The 18140-nt window shown below is 66.6% G+C and carries 16 protein-coding genes, 1 tRNA gene and 1 pseudogene; 3 read left to right on the top strand and 15 right to left on the bottom strand.

Annotation, left to right across the window (positions count from 1 at the left end; all coding sequences use genetic code 11):
• Positions 1 to 8 precede the first annotated feature (8 nt).
• From GTZ97_RS10015 to GTZ97_RS09975, 8 genes are all read right to left on the bottom strand, one after another.
• On the bottom strand, positions 9 to 509 hold the full coding sequence (locus GTZ97_RS10015; protein ID WP_161650446.1) for an outer membrane lipoprotein: 501 nt from the start codon (positions 507 to 509) through the stop codon (positions 9 to 11).
• 76 nt (positions 510 to 585) lie between these two features.
• Entirely contained in the window at positions 586 to 2319 is a 1734-nt protein-coding gene (gene ntrC / locus GTZ97_RS10005; protein WP_236651120.1) for a nitrogen regulation protein NR(I), read from the bottom strand.
• Positions 2320 to 2359: 40 nt separating this feature from the next.
• On the bottom strand, positions 2360 to 3457 hold the full coding sequence (glnL, locus tag GTZ97_RS10000) for a nitrogen regulation protein NR(II) (protein WP_161650445.1): 1098 nt from the start codon (positions 3455 to 3457) through the stop codon (positions 2360 to 2362).
• Positions 3458 to 3501: 44 nt separating this feature from the next.
• Positions 3502 to 4062, bottom strand: a complete 561-nt coding sequence (locus tag GTZ97_RS09995; RefSeq protein ID WP_236651119.1) for a hypothetical protein — start codon at positions 4060 to 4062, stop codon at positions 3502 to 3504.
• Between the two features lie 157 nt (positions 4063 to 4219).
• The gene (gene glnA, locus GTZ97_RS09990) at positions 4220 to 5638 is read right to left on the bottom strand and encodes a type I glutamate--ammonia ligase (RefSeq protein WP_161650444.1); all 1419 of its coding nucleotides are present in this window, start codon (positions 5636 to 5638) and stop codon (positions 4220 to 4222) included.
• A gap of 300 nt (positions 5639 to 5938) precedes the next feature.
• Positions 5939 to 6739 (bottom strand): competence/damage-inducible protein A, encoded by an 801-nt coding sequence (locus GTZ97_RS09985; RefSeq protein WP_161650443.1) that lies wholly within the window; start codon positions 6737 to 6739, stop codon positions 5939 to 5941.
• A complete protein-coding gene (locus tag GTZ97_RS09980) occupies positions 6736 to 7620 on the bottom strand; it encodes an EI24 domain-containing protein (protein WP_161650442.1) in 885 nt (294 codons plus the stop codon). Before GTZ97_RS09980 ends, GTZ97_RS09985 begins: the two co-directional genes overlap by 4 nt.
• Positions 7617 to 8432, bottom strand: a complete 816-nt coding sequence (locus GTZ97_RS09975) for a TIGR00266 family protein (protein ID WP_161650441.1) — start codon at positions 8430 to 8432, stop codon at positions 7617 to 7619. The genes GTZ97_RS09980 and GTZ97_RS09975 overlap by 4 nt, the downstream gene beginning before the upstream one ends.
• A 138-nt stretch (positions 8433 to 8570) precedes the next feature.
• Between GTZ97_RS09975 and GTZ97_RS09970 the strand changes: the two genes are divergently transcribed.
• Both GTZ97_RS09970 and ubiE read left to right on the top strand, forming a co-directional pair.
• The gene (locus tag GTZ97_RS09970) at positions 8571 to 9848 is read left to right on the top strand and encodes a BaiN/RdsA family NAD(P)/FAD-dependent oxidoreductase (RefSeq protein ID WP_161650440.1); all 1278 of its coding nucleotides are present in this window, start codon (positions 8571 to 8573) and stop codon (positions 9846 to 9848) included.
• A 16-nt stretch (positions 9849 to 9864) separates the two neighbouring features.
• A complete protein-coding gene (gene ubiE / locus GTZ97_RS09965) occupies positions 9865 to 10596 on the top strand; it encodes a bifunctional demethylmenaquinone methyltransferase/2-methoxy-6-polyprenyl-1,4-benzoquinol methylase UbiE (RefSeq protein WP_161650439.1) in 732 nt (243 codons plus the stop codon).
• On the opposite strand, the gene GTZ97_RS09960 is transcribed toward ubiE, so the two are convergent.
• A complete protein-coding gene (locus tag GTZ97_RS09960) occupies positions 10586 to 11212 on the bottom strand; it encodes a chalcone isomerase family protein (protein WP_161650438.1) in 627 nt (208 codons plus the stop codon). The genes ubiE and GTZ97_RS09960 overlap by 11 nt on opposite strands.
• 3 nt (positions 11213 to 11215) lie before the next feature.
• Positions 11216 to 12895, bottom strand: a complete 1680-nt coding sequence (locus GTZ97_RS09955) for a long-chain-fatty-acid--CoA ligase (RefSeq protein ID WP_161650437.1) — start codon at positions 12893 to 12895, stop codon at positions 11216 to 11218.
• 68 nt (positions 12896 to 12963) lie between these two features.
• On the opposite strand from GTZ97_RS09955, the gene GTZ97_RS09950 reads away from it, so the two are divergent.
• Positions 12964 to 13827 carry a MerR family transcriptional regulator gene (locus tag GTZ97_RS09950; RefSeq protein WP_161650436.1) on the top strand — a complete coding sequence of 288 codons (864 nt, stop codon included), beginning with the start codon at positions 12964 to 12966 and terminating at the stop codon, positions 13825 to 13827.
• On the opposite strand, the gene GTZ97_RS09945 is transcribed toward GTZ97_RS09950, so the two are convergent.
• The 5 genes and pseudogenes from GTZ97_RS09945 to pheT all read right to left on the bottom strand — a co-directional run bounded on the left by GTZ97_RS09945 (position 13811) and on the right by pheT (position 18129).
• The gene (locus GTZ97_RS09945) at positions 13811 to 14443 is read right to left on the bottom strand and encodes a flavin reductase family protein (protein ID WP_161650435.1); all 633 of its coding nucleotides are present in this window, start codon (positions 14441 to 14443) and stop codon (positions 13811 to 13813) included. The genes GTZ97_RS09950 and GTZ97_RS09945 overlap by 17 nt on opposite strands.
• Positions 14444 to 14518: 75 nt before the next feature.
• A tRNA-Pro gene (locus GTZ97_RS09940) sits at positions 14519 to 14595 on the bottom strand.
• 325 nt (positions 14596 to 14920) lie between these two features.
• Positions 14921 to 15259, bottom strand: a pseudogene (locus GTZ97_RS09935) (MerR family transcriptional regulator); the annotation flags it as partial.
• A 61-nt stretch (positions 15260 to 15320) separates the two neighbouring features.
• Positions 15321 to 15680 (bottom strand): integration host factor subunit alpha, encoded by a 360-nt coding sequence (locus GTZ97_RS09930; RefSeq protein ID WP_161650434.1) that lies wholly within the window; start codon positions 15678 to 15680, stop codon positions 15321 to 15323.
• A 19-nt stretch (positions 15681 to 15699) separates the two neighbouring features.
• Positions 15700 to 18129, bottom strand: a complete 2430-nt coding sequence (gene pheT / locus GTZ97_RS09925) for a phenylalanine--tRNA ligase subunit beta (RefSeq protein ID WP_161650433.1) — start codon at positions 18127 to 18129, stop codon at positions 15700 to 15702.
• Positions 18130 to 18140: the final 11 nt, after the last annotated feature.

The following is an 18140-nucleotide window of genomic DNA, read 5'->3' as shown; positions in this document are numbered from 1 at the left end:
CATGCAGGTCAGCGCGGCGCCTGGCGGGGCGCGTGCATCACGCGCGTCTTGCCCCCTGTGGTGACCAGAATCACTGCGTCACCCGGCTTGAAGGCTTCTTCGCCCTTGGCCTGCACGATGGCGCGACGGTCGCCATTGGGCATCTGCAGCAGGATTTCGAGCGCGTCTTCGCGCGTGCCATAACGCTCGACCGCGTTGCCGACGACGCCACCGACCACCGCACCAGCCACACCGGCCAGCACGGCACCACGGCTGTTGCCGGTCGAACCGGCACCGGCCACGCCACCCAGCACCGCGCCGGTCGTGCCGCCCAGGCCACTCTGGCTGCCCTCGACAACCACCGGCCGTACCGACAGCACCACGGCATCGGACACCTGAGACAGACGCTGCGCATCACCCGGCTTGATCACATCGGGGCTGGTGGTCGAACAGGCCGACAACACAACAGCGACACCCAACACAGCAGCCCGCAGGGCTGTCGCGCGACGGTTCACAGCAGAAACAGACATGGCACACCTTCTTCCAAAAGTGGGGCCGGCCATTTCCGGCCCTCACCATGTCGGATGGTAGCGCAGCCCGCCTGGCTCAGTCGTCGATGCCCAATTCCTGAATCTTGCGCGTGATGGTGTTGCGCCCAATGCCGAGCTTCTGCGCGGCCTCGATGCGGCGTCCGCGGGTCAGCTCCAGCGCCGTGTGGATCAGGCTGGCTTCGAACTGGCGGGTCAGGCAATCCCAGACGTCGTGCTGACCGGCCTCCAGCCGGGCGCGCGCGTCGCGCTCCAGATCGGTTAGCCAGCGCGCAGCCGGGGCCGTTGTACCGGGCGCCCCCTCGCCTGCTCCCGCGCCATTGACACCGGTGTATGAAGCCCCGGCGCCCGGCACGGGCTCGCCCGAAGCGGCACCTGGAGGCAAACCCGTGGCGGAGGCCGCCCACGCGGCGTCCCGTGGAGGTTCTCTGAACGACTCCCTGAGCGATTCACGCCCGGCATCGCGTACCGGCTCGCTCCAAGCCGTGGCGCCGCTGGCGGCCCACTCTGCAGGCGTGTCGGCAGATGCCGGGGCCGATCCCGGAGCCGATACAGAGGGCGACGAACCGGCCGGAACGAAGGACGCGGGGGACGTGGTCGCCGCCCCGGACGCCGGCATGAGCGCCGACGGCGCCCCGACCTGGCCCAACAACTCCGGCGGCAGATCCTTGACTTCGATCACCTGCGCGGGCGCCATGACCGTCAGCCAGTGGCAAACGTTCTCCAGCTGACGCACGTTGCCCGGGAAATCGAAGGCCTGCAGCCGCTGCAAGGCCGCATCCGAGATGCGCTTGGCCTCCACGCCCAGATCCTTGGCGCTCTTTTGCAGGAAGAAGCGTGCCAGCGTCGGGATGTCTTCGCGGCGCTCACGCAGCGCGGGCAGGCGCAGCCGGATGACGTTCAGACGGTGGAACAAATCCTCACGGAACACGCCCTGGCGCACGCGGTCTTCCAGGTTCTGGTGGGTGGCCGCGATCACGCGCACATTGCTCTTGAGCGGGTGGTGGCCACCCACGCGGTAGAACTGGCCATCACTCAACACGCGCAGCAGCCGTGTCTGCAGGTCGAACGGCATGTCGCCGATTTCATCGAGGAACAGCGTTCCCCCATCGGCCTGCTCGAACCGTCCGCGGCGCATGGTCTGCGCACCGGTGAAGGCGCCTCGCTCATGGCCGAACAACTCGGACTCCAGCAGATCCTTGGGGATCGCTGCGGTGTTGATGGCCACGAACGGCCCGTTGCCGCGGGGGCTGTGTTTGTGCAGCGCACGCGCGACCAGCTCCTTGCCCGCGCCCGACTCGCCGGTGATCAGCACCGTGACGTTGCTCTGACTGAGCCGGCCGATGGCGCGGAACACATCCTGCATCGCCGGCGCCTGGCCCAGCATCTCGGGCATCTGGGTGACGCGCTCGTCGACCACCTCTTCGCGCAGGCTTTCATCGACCGCGCGCCGAATCAGCTCTACCGCCTTCGTCAGGTCGAAGGGCTTGGGCAGGTACTCGAACGCCCCCCCCTGAAAGGCCGACACCGCCGAATCGAGGTCAGAGTAGGCGGTCATGATGATGACCGGCAGGCCAGGCAGGCGCGCCTTGACCTTGCTGAGCAGATCAATGCCAGAGCCGCCCGGCATCCGGATGTCCGACACCAGCACCTGGGGCTCGTCCTCGTCCAGCGCGGTCAGCACGTCGCGGGGGTTCGTGAAACTGCGTACGGGCAGCCCGTCGCGGGCCAGCGCCTTCTCCAGAACGAAGCGGATGGATTGGTCGTCGTCAACGATCCAGATGGGTTTCATGCTGGCAGTCACAGATGTCGCACCCTGACCAGCCGAGTGCTCACGGCAAGGGGATCGTGATCTTGAAGACCGTGCGTCCCGGCTCGCTTTCGCATTCGATCGTGCCCTGGTGCTGTTGAACGAAGGTTTGCGCCAGTGTGAGCCCCAGACCGGACCCACCATCCCGCCCGGATACCAGCGGGTAGAAGATGCGGTCTCGAATGGACTCGGGGATGCCTGGCCCGTTGTCTTCAATATGCAAGACGAGTGCCAACCTGTGCAACTGGCGGTTGATCGTCACACGCCGGGCCACGCGCGTCTTGAAGGTGATCACGGCATCGCCCTGGGCGATGCGCTCGGCCAGCGCCTGTGCCGCGTTGTGCGCGATGTTGAGCAGAGCCTGGATCAGCTGCTCGCGGTCGCCGCGGAACTCGGGGATGGACGTGTCGTAGTCACGCCAGAGCTTGAGGCCCTTGGGGAACTCGGCCAGGATGAGCGAGCGCACCCGCTCGCAGACCTCGTGGATGTTGACGTCGCCCACCAGATGCGGCCGCCGATGGGGGGCCAGCAGGCGATCGACCAGCGACTGAAGGCGATCCGCCTCGTGGATGATGACCTGCGTGTACTCGGTCATCGACTTGTCGTCGAGCTCCATCTCGAGCAGTTGCGCGGCCCCGCGGATGCCGCCCAGCGGGTTCTTGATCTCGTGGGCCAGGTTGCGGATCAGCTCCTTGTTGGCCTGGACCTGATCCAGCGCCCGCTCTTCACGATCCTGCCGGGTCTGCTGCTCCACCTCGACCAGTTCGACCAGCACGAGATCGCCGCGACCGTAACGCGTCACGATGACCTGAACGTGCAGCCCATCGGCATACACGTGGGGATGCCGCTTGAGCTCGGCCTGCAGCCGGCTGGTCGCATACTCGTTGCGCGCCACGGCCGTGAACACCTCGCGCAACAGCGCCGGATCGGTGAACCAGTCAAAGATGGCTTCGCCCACGACCGCGCGCCGCGACAGGCCCAGCACCTCTTCGAACGCCGTGTTGGCAAACAGGCAGCGCCCATCGGCCTCCACAATGGCCACCATCGACGCCAGATGGTCGAGCACCACCCAGTGGGCGGCGTCGTCAGGCAACAGATGGGCGCCCGCCCTCAAGCCCATGCGGGGCGACCGGCTGGCCACCGGGGGGATATGGGCACCGCGACTCACTGTGCAGCCTTGCCGGAAGCACCGCCGCCGAGTTTGCCGAGTTCGCGCCGCAGCGAGGCCACATCGGCCTCCTTGCGCGTGATGGCCGCCTTCATTTCCTCGACCCGGTCGAGGTACTTCTGATAGTTGCGCTCGTCACCCCGGCGCTCGGGCTGGCCGTTGTTGAACTCTTTCTGGAGCGCGGCGAGTGCCTCTTCCTCTTTGCGCAACTCGGCTTCGAGGATGCGGCGCGCATCTGCATCGCGCGCGCGCTGCTCGTCGGACGACACCCGTTCTCCGCCGCCCGATGGCGCACCACCGGAGGCCCGGGGCGCCGCCGTGCCACTGCTGCGAGGCACCGACGACTGGATCACCGTGATCGGCGCGCCATCCAGCGTGCGACAGCCACGGGCTTGCGCCTCCTTGGCAGACAGCGCGTCGGTGTAGAGGTTGCCCGGGCAGCGGTAGACGGGATTGGACTGCGCCTGCAAGGCCGGCACGGTCAGGGCCGCCGCCAGTCCCACGGCGAGCCAGGACGGCGGAAATGCAATACGGCCTGGTGTGTCGTTCTTCGGCATGGTGCGTCTCATCACTGCGGCTCCGGTTGGAGACCCTCAGACCCGAGTATGCCCCCAAGCCCGGACGCCTGGCGTGGGCCTCACCCCTGGCTGTGTGAAGTTGCGTGAAAACAAAAAGGGCGGCCGAAGCCGCCCTCGTTCCGATGCCCCTGCGGGATCAGAGCGCGTAGTACATGTCGAACTCGACCGGGTGGGTGGCCATGCGGAAGCGGGTCACTTCCTGCATCTTCAGTTCGATGTAGGCGTCCAGGTAGGCATCGGTGAACACGCCACCCTTGGTCAGGAACGCACGGTCCTTGTCCAGGTACTCCAGGGCCTGATCCAGGCTGTGGCAGACGGTCGGCACCAGCTTGTCCTCCTCGGGAGGCAGGTGGTACAGGTCCTTCGTGGCAGCCTCGCCCGGATGGATCTTGTTTTCCACGCCGTCCAGACCGGCCATCATCAGTGCAGCGAAGGCCAGGTAGGGGTTGGCGGAGGGATCCGGGAAGCGCGCTTCGATGCGACGGCCCTTGGGGTTGGCCACGTAGGGGATGCGGATCGAGGCCGAGCGGTTCTTGGCCGAGTAGGCCAGCTTCACCGGGGCTTCGAAGCCGGGCACCAGACGCTTGTACGAGTTCGTACCGGGGTTGGTGATGGCGTTCAGGGCACGGGCGTGCTTGATGATGCCGCCGATGTAGTACAGGGCGAACTCGCTCAGGCCGGCGTAGCCGTCGCCTGCGAACAGGTTCTTGCCGTCCTTCCAGATCGACTGGTGAACGTGCATGCCGGAGCCGTTGTCACCAACGATGGGCTTGGGCATGAAGGTGGCGGTCTTGCCGTAGGCATGGGCCACGTTCTGGATCACGTACTTTTGCAGCTGCAGCCAGTCAGCACGCTGCGTCAGCGTGCTGAACTTCGTGCCGATTTCCATCTGGCCGGCGTTGGCCACTTCGTGGTGGTGCACTTCGACCGGGATGCCCAGGCTTTCCAGGATCAGGCACATTTCCGAACGCATGTCCTGGCCGCTGTCGACCGGGGGCACGGGGAAGTAGCCGCCCTTGACGGTGGGACGGTAGCCGGTGTTGCCGTGCTCGTACTTGGTGCCGGTGTTCCAGGCGCCTTCTTCGGATTCGATCTTGAAGAAGCTGCCCGACATCTCGTTGCCCCAACGGACAGAGTCGAACACGAAGAACTCGGGCTCGGGACCGAAGTAGGCGGTGTCGCCCAGGCCCGAAGCCTTCAGGTAGGCTTCAGCGCGCTTGGCCAGCGAGCGGGGGTCACGCTCGTAGGGCTTGCCGTCGTGCGGATCGATGACGTCGCAGGTCAGGATGAGCGTGGGCTCTTCGAAGAACGGGTCGATGTTGGCGGTGTTGGCATCCGGCATCAGCAGCATGTCGGAGGCTTCAATGCCCTTCCAGCCGGCGATGGAGGAACCGTCGAACGCGTGGCCCGAGGTGAACTTGTCTTCGTCGAAGTGGGAAACCGGCACGGACACGTGCTGTTCCTTACCACGGGTATCGGTGAAGCGGAAATCAACGAACTTGACCTCGTTGTCCTTCACCATCTTCATCACGTCGGCGACGGTCTTATTGGCCATCAGGTGCTCCTAGCGAGAGGCTTGAGTGAATACAAGTGAAACTGGGCTGTTTCTTTCAGAAACCGCACGGGAGTGTAATAGCAGAAAGCATGCCGGACGCTCGGCGCGCCGAAGGACAGACGCGGAAGGGCCCGGAAGGGGCGCACCAAACCGGCCCCCACCGCCACCCGCCTCGTCACCAGGCGGGCACCTCGGGCAAGCGGCCGCTGCACCGAAGCCGCGCCCGTCCTGTCACACAGCCCTCAGCATGCACCGAAGCGCACCCGACGCACTCGGCCAAACTGCACCACAACAGTGCATTCAATCGCCTCGCACCAATTCAGGGCCCAATGATGCACCACTATGGTTCAACTCGTCCAGCAGGTAAGTGAAAGCCGGATCGACCAGCTCGGGCGGGCCCTTTACCCCCAGATCAATGTGGCGCCCATGCTCGGGGTGGTCCACGCTGGGGAGACTGAACACCTTGACACCGGGAAAGCGGGTCTCAATGTCCTGCATCAACGGCGTCAGGCGCGATTCGATGGCACGGTAGACGATCACCGACCGCTCCCGCGTGCGCGCAGAACCATGCAGGCCCATGTGCCGCGTGTCGAGCAGCCAGGCCATCATGGGCCACGCCATGACGGGAAAACCGGGCAGGAAGTGCACGCGCCCATCCAGGCTGAAGCCGGGAATGCGGTTGTAGGGATTGGGAATGATCTCTGCGCCACGGGGAAAACAGCCCATCTGGAGTCGGCGCTGCACATCCTCGGATGCAGGCTCGAAGGGCAGCCCCTCCTGCCGGGCCATCTCCTCGCACCGAGCGAGGATCAGCTCGCGAGCTTGCGGGTGAAGGGCCAGTTCGGTGTCCCAGGCCTGCGCGGCGCAGGCGCGGGTGTGGTCGTCCGGCGTGGCACCGATGCCGCCGCAGGAGAACACCACGTCGCCACAGGCCCGCGCCTGGCGTAGCTCGGCGGTGATGCGCGCAGGATCGTCGCCCACATAACGTGCCCAGGACAGCGCCATTCCGCGCTCGCCCAGCAGTTCGATGGTCTTGACCAGGTGCTTGTCCTGCCGGCGACCGCTGAGAATCTCGTCGCCGACGATGATCAGTCCGATCATGCTTCGTGCTCCATGTTGACCGGCGCGCGGCGCAAGGCGTCCAGCGCGGCCAGCAGGTAATGTGCAAACCACAGCGCAGCCAGAGCGAACACCAGCGTGTAGATCCAGACCGAGGCGAGCAGCAGCAGCGGCGCCATGGCGAGCGCCATCACACCTCCGATGGCCCACAAGGCACCCGGCGCCGCGCCGAACAAGCCGCAGGCCACGCCCATGGCCAGCAACGGCCCACGGTGGTGCGCGCGCAGGATGGCCCGCTCTTCATGGGTGGCCCAATCGGCCAGCACATCGAGCAGCATCACACGGTAGGTCAGCCAGCCCCAGATCAGCGGGGGCAGCACCAGCGCCAGCGGTGGCACCAGCCACAGCGGCAGCGAGACGATCAGAGCCAGCAGCGCCCAGGCCGTGAGCCCCAGGGCTGCCAGCAGCGCCCGCCACCACGGCATCGGCTCGCGGGCCTGCAGCGCCGGAAAGCGCCGCTGACGCACCAGCGCGCTCATCGCTGGCGCCGTGATGGCCCCCACCGCCAGCAGACAGACGATGACGACCACCGGCACGCTGATCGCCACGATCAACAGGGGCACCACGGCCGTACGCAGGGCCGTCAGGCCGACCTGATCCAGCCATGACGTCAGCCACTGGCTCCATGCCCAGCTGTCCAGCAGCCCGCGCACGGCCACGTTGGCCGCATCCCAGCCCCACCAAGCCAGGCCGCCCAGCAAGACAGCGCTGGCCAGCAACGGCAGCAGGCTCAGCCAGATGACACGTGGCAAGAGGCTGTAGGCCAACGCCCGCCACCACGCGTCGGCCACCGCCCACCAGGTCGACCCACCGTCTGCCGTCAGACCGGCTGGCACGCCTGCGTGCCGATTGCCATCGTTCATTCGCTGTCGCCGCCCAACAGGCCACCGAGCATGCCGCCCGCGGCCACACCGCTCAGCAGCCCGCCCTGCTCACGCCCACCGCCGCCAGTCTGCGGCGCGGCAGCAAAAATGCGCGAAGCCAGACGGGAGAATGGCAGACTCTGCAGCCACACCTGACCGGGGCCGGTGATGCGCGCGAGGAACAGGCCCTCGCCGCCAAAGAGGGCCGTCTTGATCTTGCCCACGTACTGGATGTCGAAGTCGACGCCGGCTGTGTAGGCCACGATGCAGCCGGTGTCGATCAGCAGCGTCTCGCCCGCCTTGAGCTCGCGGCGCACCACGGTGCCACCCGCGTGCACAAAGGCCAGGCCATCGCCCTCAAGCTTCTGCATGATGAAGCCTTCGCCGCCGAAGAAGCCGGTGCCGAGGCGGCGCTGCAGCGCGATGCCCAGCGACACGCCGCGCGCAGCACACAAAAAGGCATCCTTCTGGCAGATCAGCGTGCCACCCAGCTGGCTCAAATCCATGGGCAGGATCTTGCCCGGATACGGCGCCGCAAACGCGACGCGCTTCTTGCCCTGGGCCTGGTTGGTGTAGATGGTCGTGAACAGGCTTTCACCGGTGACCAGTCGCTTGCCGGCCCCCAGCAGCTTGCCGAAGATGCCGCTGGTCTGCTTCGAGCCGTCGCCGAACACGGTGTCCATCTCGATGCCCGCATCCATGAACATCATGCTGCCGGCTTCGCCGATGGCCGCCTCGCCAGGGTCAAGCTCGACCTCGACGAACTGCATCTCTGCGCCCTTGATTTCGTAGTCCACCACATCCATGGCCATGATTGCGTTTCTCCAGTGCTCACTGCGTGTTGAGCGCCGCGCGGCCCGGGTACCACGGCCGGCTCCGGCGGCGCAGCGGCGATTGTGGCGCAGTTCAGCCAGCCGCGTGGTGCGTCGCCCAGCGGTGACAATGGCGTCATGTCATGCATTGTGGATGTCGCCATCATCGGGGCCGGCGCGGCCGGTCTGTTCTGCGCCGGGGTTGCCGGCCAACGCGGCCTCAAGGTGCTGCTGATCGACCACGCACCCAAGGTGGCCGAGAAAATCCGCATCTCGGGTGGTGGCCGCTGCAACTTCACCAACCGCGAGGTCGGGCCGGCGCAGTTCCTGTCCGACAACCCGCACTTCTGCCGCTCGGCGCTGGCCGGCTACACCCCGCAGGACTTCATCGCACTGGTCAACCGCCATGGCATCGCCTGGCACGAGAAGCACAAGGGCCAGCTGTTCTGCGACCACAAGGCCGACGACCTGATCCGCATGTTGCTGGCCGAGTGCGACGCCGGCGGCGTGGCGCGCTGGCAACCCTGTGGCGTGCACGCGGTACGTTGCATCACCAGCGACCAGGGCGAGCGTTTCGAGCTCGACACGGATCGCGGGCTGGTACGGGCGCATCAGCTGGTCATTGCCACCGGGGGGCTGTCCATCCCGAAGATCGGCGCGACGGATTTCGGTCAGCGACTCGCCCAGCAACTGGGCCACCGCATCGTGCCGCTTCGGCCTGCACTGGTGCCGCTGACCTTCTCGGCCGACACCTGGGCCCCCTTTGCCGCGCTGGCCGGGCTGTCCTTGGAAGTGGACATCCAGACCGAGGCCCTGGAGGCGGGCAAGCGCCCACGCCCCTATGCGATGCACTTCCTGGAAGACCTGCTGTTCACCCACCGCGGGCTGAGCGGGCCGGCCGTGCTGCAGATCTCCAGCTACTGGCGCGAGGGCCAGCCCATTGTGCTGGATCTGGCGCCGCAGCGCGAACTGGCGGCCCTGTTGAAGCAGGCCAAATCGGGCTCGCGCAAGCAGCTTTCCAGCGAGTGGGCGCTCGCCCTCGGCCCGAGCGCGCCGCAGCGCCTTGCCCAGACCTGGCTGGAGCAGCAGGCACAACACGCGCCCGGCCTGCGCCCCGTCGCGCCACTGGCCGAACACAAGGACAAAGACCTTGACGCCCTGGGCCAATCGGCCAACGCGTGGGCCATCGTGCCCTCGGGCACCGAAGGCTATGCCAAGGCCGAGGTGACGGCGGGCGGCGTTGACACGCGCGACCTGAGCTCGCAGACCCTGGGCAGCAAGCTGGTGCCGGGGCTGCACTTCATCGGCGAGGTGGTCGACGTGACCGGCTGGCTGGGCGGCTACAACTTCCAGTGGGCCTGGGCCTCGGCCATGGCCTGTGCACGCGCCTTGCAGCCGCTGCCGCAGGCCACCTGACGGGTAAGATGTCGACATGAGCGACACACACTTCGGTTTCCAGAAGGTTGACGAGTCCGAGAAGGCCAGCCGCGTGCGCGGCGTGTTCGACTCGGTGGCCAACAAGTACGACGTCATGAACGACCTGATGTCGGCCGGCATGCATCGCCTCTGGAAGGCCTACACCATTGCGGCCAGCGGTGTGCGCGAGGGCCACAAGGTGCTCGACATCGCCGGCGGTACCGGCGACCTGTCGCAGGCTTTTGCCAAGCGCGTGGGCCCCGCCGGCATGGTGGTGCACACCGACATCAACGAGGCCATGCTCAGCACCGGCCGCGACCGCCTGCTCAACCATGGCCTGGCCCTGCCCACCACGCTGTGCGATGCCGAGAAGCTGCCCTTCCCGAACAACACCTTCGACATCGTCACGGTGGCCTTCGGCTTGCGCAACATGACCCACAAGGACCGGGCACTGAAGGAAATGTGCAGGGTGCTCAAGCCGGGTGGCCGACTGCTGGTGCTGGAGTTCTCCAAGGTGGCCAAGCCGCTGGAGAAGGCCTACGACTGGTACTCGTTCAACATCCTGCCCAAGCTGGGCAAGCTGGTGGCCAACGACGAGGCCAGCTACCGCTATCTGGCCGAATCCATCCGCATGCACCCCGATCAGGCCACGCTCAAGGCCATGATGAAGGACGCCGGCTTCGGCCACGTCGATGTGCACAACATGACCGCCGGCGTCGTGGCCCTGCACCTCGGCATCAAGTGCTGAGCCCCAGCAGATCCTGACGCAAGCCCCGGTCGGTGGGCCGCTCGCCCAGCCAGATGCGCAGCAGCGCCCGGTAGAAATCTTCCCCGGGGATATCGGCCCCCACCGCTTGGCCGTTCACGCTGATGCGGGTGCCGGCACCGGGCACGAAATCCAGCGTGATGGCGTCACCCTTGCGGGCGGTGCCGAGCTTGAGCATGTCGGTCTGCAGCGTCGCCAGGCGCGACTGCAGGCCGGCCAACTCGGCCGCCGAGGTGTTGTCCCGAATGCCCGTCAGCAGGTTATCCACCAGGCGCTCGGCCGACACCTGACGCAACAGCACGATGCGCAGGCGCTTGGCGCCACCTTGTGACAGCACTGCGGCGGCGGCCGTATCGGCACGGGGCAGATACAACGCGATCGCGTACACCTTGACGATCATCATGGCGCGCAGCCCGGCGCCATTGAGTACCAGTTGCTGGCCTTGCACGGCGGCGCTGGCCTCGAACGGGATGCCCTCTACCGTGCGCGGCACGGAGGCCACCGCTGCACCGGACGCCCCCAGGGTCAGCACCATCAGCCAGCGGACGGCCTGCATGCGGGCCACGCGAACGGCTACAGCAGCGTATGCGCGCGCCATGGGTCAGGCCGCCTTCTTCACGTCGGCATCCCGCAGTTCGCGCCGCAGGATCTTGCCCACATTCGACTTCGGCAGTTCCTCGCGGAACTCGATGTACTTCGGGCGCTTGTAGCCCGTCAGCCGTTCGCGGCAAAAGGCGGCGACGTCATCTTCGGTCAGCGTGGCATCGCGCTTGACCACGAACAGCTTCACGGCCTCGCCCGAATGCGCATCGGGCACACCGATGACCGCCGCCTCAAGCACACCCGGGTGCTGCACCGCCACGTCTTCCACCTCATTGGGATAGACGTTGAAGCCCGATACCAGCACCATGTCCTTCTTGCGGTCGACGATGCGCACCTCGCCGGCTTCGTTCATCACACCGACATCGCCGGTCTTGAAGAAGCCGTCATCGGTCATGACCTTGGCCGTCTCTTCGGGGCGCTTCCAATAGCCGGCCATGACCTGCGGCCCGCGGATGCAGATCTCGCCAGGCTGACCCAGCGGCACGGGCAGGCCAGCATCGTCGCGGATGCTCACCTCGGTCGACGGCAGCGGCAAGCCGATGGTGCCGGAGTAGCCCGTCAGGTTATTGGGATTGCACGTGGCCACGGGCGAGGTCTCGGACAGACCATATCCCTCGATGATGGGCACGCCGGTGAGGGCCTGCCAGCGGTCAGCCACTGCCTTCTGCACCGCCATGCCGCCGCCAATCGTCACGCGCAGGCTAGAGAAATCCAGCCGCGCAAAATCCGGGTGGTTCATCAAGGCGCTGTACAGCGTGTTGACCGCCGGGAACATGTGGAAGCGGAAGGTTGACAGCTCCTTGATGAAGCCAGGAATGTCGCGAGGGTTGGGCACCAACAGCATGCACGCGCCATTGCGAATGCCCATGAGCGCGCAGACCGTCAGCGCGAAGATGTGATACAGCGGCAACGCGCACACCACATTGAGCTGTCCTTCCTGCTTGCCCAGGCCGTTCATCAGCCAGGCCTCGCACTGGAGCACGTTGGCCACGAGATTGCGGTGCAACAGCGTGGCGCCTTTGGAGACGCCTGTCGTCCCCCCCGTGTACTGCAGAAAGGCCACATCGTTCAAGCCGGGCTCGGCCACGCGCTGCGCGCGGATCGCCTGCCGCACCACGGCAGCAAAGCGCACATGCCCAGGCAGCGACCAGGCTGGCACCAGCTTGCGCACCCGCCGCACGACCAGGTTGGTCACCGGGCCCTTGAGCCAGCCCATCAGGTCACCCATGGCCGCCACCACCACGTGCTTGAGCGCACCACGGCTGCCGACGGCCTGCAGGGTCGACGCGAAGTTCTCCAGAATGAAGATGGCTTCCGCACCGCTGTCGTGCAGCTGGTGCTCCAGCTCGCGCGGCGTGTACATCGGGTTGACATTGACTACCACGCAGCCCGCGCGCAGGATGCCTGCGACGACCACCGGGTACTGCAGGATGTTGGGCATCATCACCGCCACCCTTGAGCCGGGCTTGAGCCCCTGCAGCTGCAGCCAGCCGGCCACCCGCTCGGACAAGGTATCCAGCTGGGCATAGGTCAGCGAGGCTCCCATGCAACGGAACGCCACGCGGTCGGCATACACGCGCATGGCCTCATCCAGCAGATGCACCAGCGAGCGATAGGTGCTGAGGTCCACGTCGTGTGGCATGCCCTCGGGGTAGCTGTCGAGCCAGATCTTGTCCATGGGTGTCTCCGAAAGTGCACGGGCGCCCCTGCAGGCGCCCGATTTTGATTTGACACACACGATGTTACATGAACTCTGCAATTAACGGTCGGTATCATGCCCAGGCCTTTGTGAGTTCTGCCATGCCCGCCCCGTCCAACTCCGCCTCGCGCGCCCGCACCAACCGCCCCCCTTCGGGCGGACCGGAATACACCGTCGAGGAGCTGGCCGCCCGAACGGGCGTGAGCGTGCGCAACATCCGCGCCTATCAGACGGCGGGCTTGCTGCCCCCGCCGCGGCTGCGCGGTCGTCTGGGCCTGTATGGCCCCGCTCATCAGGGCAAGCTGGAGTTGATCCGTGACCTGCGCGCGCAGGGCTTCCGGCTGGAAGCGATCAAGGGCATGCTGTCGCAGACACCGGATGGCGCCTGGTCGGAGTATTCGTTGATCAGCGACCTGTTTTCGACCACCTTCTTCACGGTCGAGACGCCACGCCGCAAGGCCTTGTCCGAGATGGCGGCCCACTGGGGCACGGAAGCCACGCCCGAGCAGAAGGAGCGCCTGCGCAAGAACGGGCTGTACCGCCAGATCGGGCCCGATGAAGTCGAGATGCTCAGCCCGTCGCTGGAGCGCATCGGCATCCAGCTGGCAGAACTCAACGTGCCGCTGGACACCGTGCTCGACCTGCAAGATGTGCTGATCCGGCATTGCCGCGCCGTGGCGCGACACTATGTCGAAGAGCTGTTTCTGAACCTGGCTCAGGGCATTGCCGCAGCGCAGGCCGAAGCGCAGGCGCGCGGGCTGCCGCCCGACCCGCAGGTCATCGCGCCCATGCGGGCGCTGTTCGAGCGCCTGCGCCCACTGGCCATCGGCTCGATCAGCGCGGCCTTCCCGGTGGTCTTGCAGCAGGAATTCGACCGCGCCATCCAGAAGCAGCTCAAGAAGGCGCGCTGAGCGGATCGTCGTTGGGCGCGAGCAAGGCGCCCGAGCAGAAGAACGTGCCGCCGGCCACATGATGCAGGGAGCGCAGCGCGGGCGACGGCGTCTCGCGCCAGCGCCCTTCGGCAAACACACGCGGATCGGCCCAGGCGGCCACCACCTCGACCAGGAACAGGTCATGGTCGGCTGCGAGTTCCGGCTTCGGCAGCACGCGGCCAGCCAACCAGGCAAGGCATCCCGCCACCAGCGGCGCCTGCCCCACCCCGCTGTCTTCGGCAACCAGCCCGCACGCCGCGAACTTGTCGACCTCATGGCCCGTCAGCGTCCCAGCCTGAACGACGGCGTCACGCAGCGCCGCCGGTGGCACCTGGATCACCAGTTCACCCGACGCGTCGATCAGCGTGCGCGTGAAGGTCTGCTTGTCGATCACCACCGCGAGCTTGGGCGGATCAAAGTCCAGCGGCATGCACCAGGCCGCGGCCATCACATTGCGTTGCCCGTTGTGCGCGGCACTGACCAGCACGGTCGGCCCGTGGTTCAGCAGCCGATAGGCGTGTGGCAATGCCACCGGCAGGCGGGATACCAGCGGCGAGGGCTCGGTGCGTTCTGGCTGTGTGGCGCGTTCGGACATGGTGAGAGCAAGGATAACGCGGGCCCACCAGACAAAAAGCCCAGCAGATTGCTCTGCTGGGCTCATGTCGTTCTTTGGTCGGGGTGGCGGGATTCGAACTCGCGACCCCTTGCACCCCATGCAAGTGCGCTACCAGGCTGCGCTACACCCCGACGAAGACTTGAACTATAGCATGCTTTCCGACCCGATTCAGGCCAGCAAGTCGCGGATCGACAACAAGGTTTCACGCAGCGCCGCCACCGACTCGGGCGAGGCCGACGACAGGCCGGCCAGATCGGGCGATGTGGGCAAACTGCCGGAGGCGACCGCAGGCGTGGCCATCAAAGGCTGTGCGGCCACCGGCGCCCAGGCCACTGCGCGCGCAGGTACCCGCACACGGCCCGCCTGGCGCGTGTCGATGGCCACGTCGGCCAGCGCAGCGCCGTCGCGAAGGCCAGACTCATCCGCGCCGTCGAGCATGTGGTGGCCATCCATGCCATCCACACCCATGGCCCGGGCCAACGCCGCACGCGCGGGCTCGGCCACGACGCCTTGGGCAGCGAGCTCATTGCGCGCCCCACTGATGGTGAAGCCGCGCTCATACAGCAGCTCGCGGATGCGCCGGATCAGCAAGACCTCATGGTGCTGGTAGTAGCGGCGGTTGCCGCGTCGCTTCATGGGGCGCAGTTGTGCGAACTCCTGCTCCCAATAGCGCAGCACATACGGTTTGACCAGGCACAGTTCGCTCACCTCACCGATGGTGAAGTAGCGCTTGGCGGGGATGGGCGGCAAGCCTCCCTCCACACGCCCTGTTTCCGAGCGTTCCACATTTCCCATTGCGGGCACCTGTCCTGTGTGACGTACCGGCCGCCTGGCCGGGCCGGCAAGACGTCAGACTTTACTCCAAGTCCTCGCTGCCCGGAACCTCGCCCTGCACCATGCTCTTGAGCTTGGCGCTGGCGTGAAAGGTCACCACATTGCGGGCCTCGATGGGGATGGCCTCGCCCGTGCGCGGGTTGCGCCCCGGGCGGGCGGCCTTGCGGCGGATCTGGAAGTTGCCAAAGCCCGACAGCTTGACGTCATGGCCCTCGACCAGCGCGTCATTGATCAGCTCGAAGAAGGCCTCGACCATGTCCTTTGACTCGCGCTTGTTCAAGCCCAGACGCTCGAACAGCATCTCCGACAGCTCCGCCTTGGTGAGCGTCGGCGTCTCGATGGTCGGCAGCAGCACGGTCAGGTCACTGATCTTGTCGTTCATGGGCGGGCCCTCCCCTGGCTCACGCGCGCACTCGCGCACCCACACGCGCGGACAGGCTCTGCTGCACGGCCTGCATCGCGGCGTCGATGCGCTCATCGGTCAAGGTCTGCTCGTCGTCGCGCAGTTCCACGCGCACGGCCAAGCTGCGCTCATTGTCACCGATGCCGGCCACCGGGGTCTTGGGCTTGTAGATGTCGAACAAGCGGGCACCACGCACCAGCCCATCGGTCGGCGCATCGGCCACGGCAGCCATCAGGGCATCGTGGGCTGTCTGATCGTTCACCACCAGCGCAAGGTCACGGTACACCGACTGCATTTTCGACACGCCGGCATAGCGCGGCACCGGGTGCTGCGCCAGCACCACCCCGTCGAGCTCGAACAGCACGGGCGCCTGAGGCAGGTCATAAGCCTGACGCCATTTCGGGTGCAGCTCGCCCATCACGCCCACGGTCTGGCCGTTGAGCACGATGCGGGCGCAGCGGCCCGGGTGGAAGGCGGGATGCTCGGCTGCTTCGAACTGCACGGGCTGCGCGCCCAGCAGCGCCTCGACATCGCCCTTCACATCAAAGAAATCCACCGGGCGGGCGGCCGTGCCCCACTGCAGCGCATCCGCCGCGCCATAGGCCAGGCCCGCGACCTTCACCGGCTGGTCGAAGCCGCCGACGGTCTGGTCGCCGTCCTGCACGCTGGCATCGCGGCGGAACACACGCCCCACCTCGAACAGGCGCACGCGGTCGGCCTTGCGAGACAGGTTGGTGCGCAACACCTCCACCAGCGAGCCGATCAGCGTCGAGCGCATGACCGACAGCTGGCTGGCAATGGGGTTGAGCACCTTGATCGGGTCGGCGTTGCCCGCGAAATCGGTCTCCCACCGGGCCTCGACAAAGCTGAAGGAGATCACCTCCTGGTAGCCTCGCGCCGCGACCGCACGACGCACGGCATACATGCTGCGACGACCTTCTGCGGGCACATGCGGCACGATGGGCGCCTGCGGCGCGCGCCGCGGCAGCTTGTCGAAACCGATCACGCGCACCACTTCCTCGATCAGGTCTTCCTCGATCTGCAGGTCGAAGCGCCAGCTGGGCGGGGTCACGACAATGTGGGCATCGCCCTCGACCTGACGGGTCTCGAAACGCAGACCCAGCCGCTGCATCACGCCTTCGCAGTCCGCCAGGCTCACCGGCATGCCGATGACGCGCTGCGCGCGCGACAGGCGCAGTGTCACGGGCGCGCGCTCGGGCATGCGCACCTGCTGGTCCGTGACCGGGCCAGCCTGGCCGCCACAGATTTCGAGGATCAGTTGCGTGATGCGCTCGAGGTGTTGCGCGGTGGGCGCCGGATCGACGCCGCGCTCGAAACGGTGCGACGCATCGGTCGAGAAGTTGTAGCGGCGCGCCCGGCCGGCAATGGCCTTGGGCCACCAGAAGGCCGCCTCAAGGTAGACGTTGCGCGTGTCGTCGCCCACGGCCGTGCTGTCGCCGCCCATCACACCGGCCAGCGATTCCACCTGCTGCGCATCGGCGATCACGCCGACCTGTTCGTCCAGCGTCACCGTGTTGCCGTTGAGCAGCTTGAGCGTCTCGCCGGCCTGCGCCCAGCGCACGGTCAGGCCGCCGTGGATCTTGTCCAGATCAAACACATGCGAAGGCTGGCCCAGCTCGAACATCACGTAGTTCGAGATGTCGACCAGCGGCGACACCGCACGCTGGCCGCAGCGGGCCAGGCGCTCGACCATCCAGTCGGGCGTCTTGGCCTGCGGGTTCACGCCCTGGATCACGCGGCCCACGAAACGGCCACACAGGTCCGGCGCGGTCACGCTCACCGGCACAGTGGCATCGATGCCCGGCTGCACGGGGGCCATGGCTGGCATCGTCAGGGGCGCGCCAGTCAGCGCCGACACCTCACGTGCAATGCCGGCGACGCTCAGGCAGTGCGCCAGGTTGGGTGTGAGCTTGAGCGTGAACAGCGTGTCATCGAGCCTGAGGTGATCGCGGATGCTGACGCCCACGGGCGCGTCGTCGGCGAGGATGTGCAGGCCGTTCGATTCTTCGGCCACGCCCAACTCCTTGGCCGAGCACAGCATGCCGTGGCTTTCCACGCCGCGCAGCTTGCCCTTCTTGATGACGAAGGGCTTGCCATCCGCACCGGGCGGCAGCTCAGCGCCCACGGTGGCACAGGGCACCTTGATGCCCGGGCGCACATTGGGTGCGCCGCAGACGATCTGCAACGTCTCACCCGTGCCGGCGTCCACCTTGCAGACGTTGAGGCGGTCAGCATCGGGGTGCTTGGCCACTTCCAGCACCTGCGCGACCACCACGCCCGTGAACGGTGGCGCCACCGGCTGCAGCTCTTCAACCTCCAGGCCGGCCATGGTCAACAGATCGGCCAGTTGCTGGGTGCTCAGGTCAGGGTTGCAGAAACTGCGCAGCCACGACTCAGGGAATTGCATGACAGGAATCC

Origin of the sequence: Aquabacterium fontiphilum, assembly GCF_009909205.1 — a bacterium.
In the GTDB taxonomy this organism is placed as follows: domain Bacteria; phylum Pseudomonadota; class Gammaproteobacteria; order Burkholderiales; family Burkholderiaceae_C; genus Aquabacterium; species Aquabacterium fontiphilum.
The sequence above is the reverse complement of the archived record's forward strand: the minus strand, read 5'-3'. Positions and strand labels throughout refer to the sequence as shown.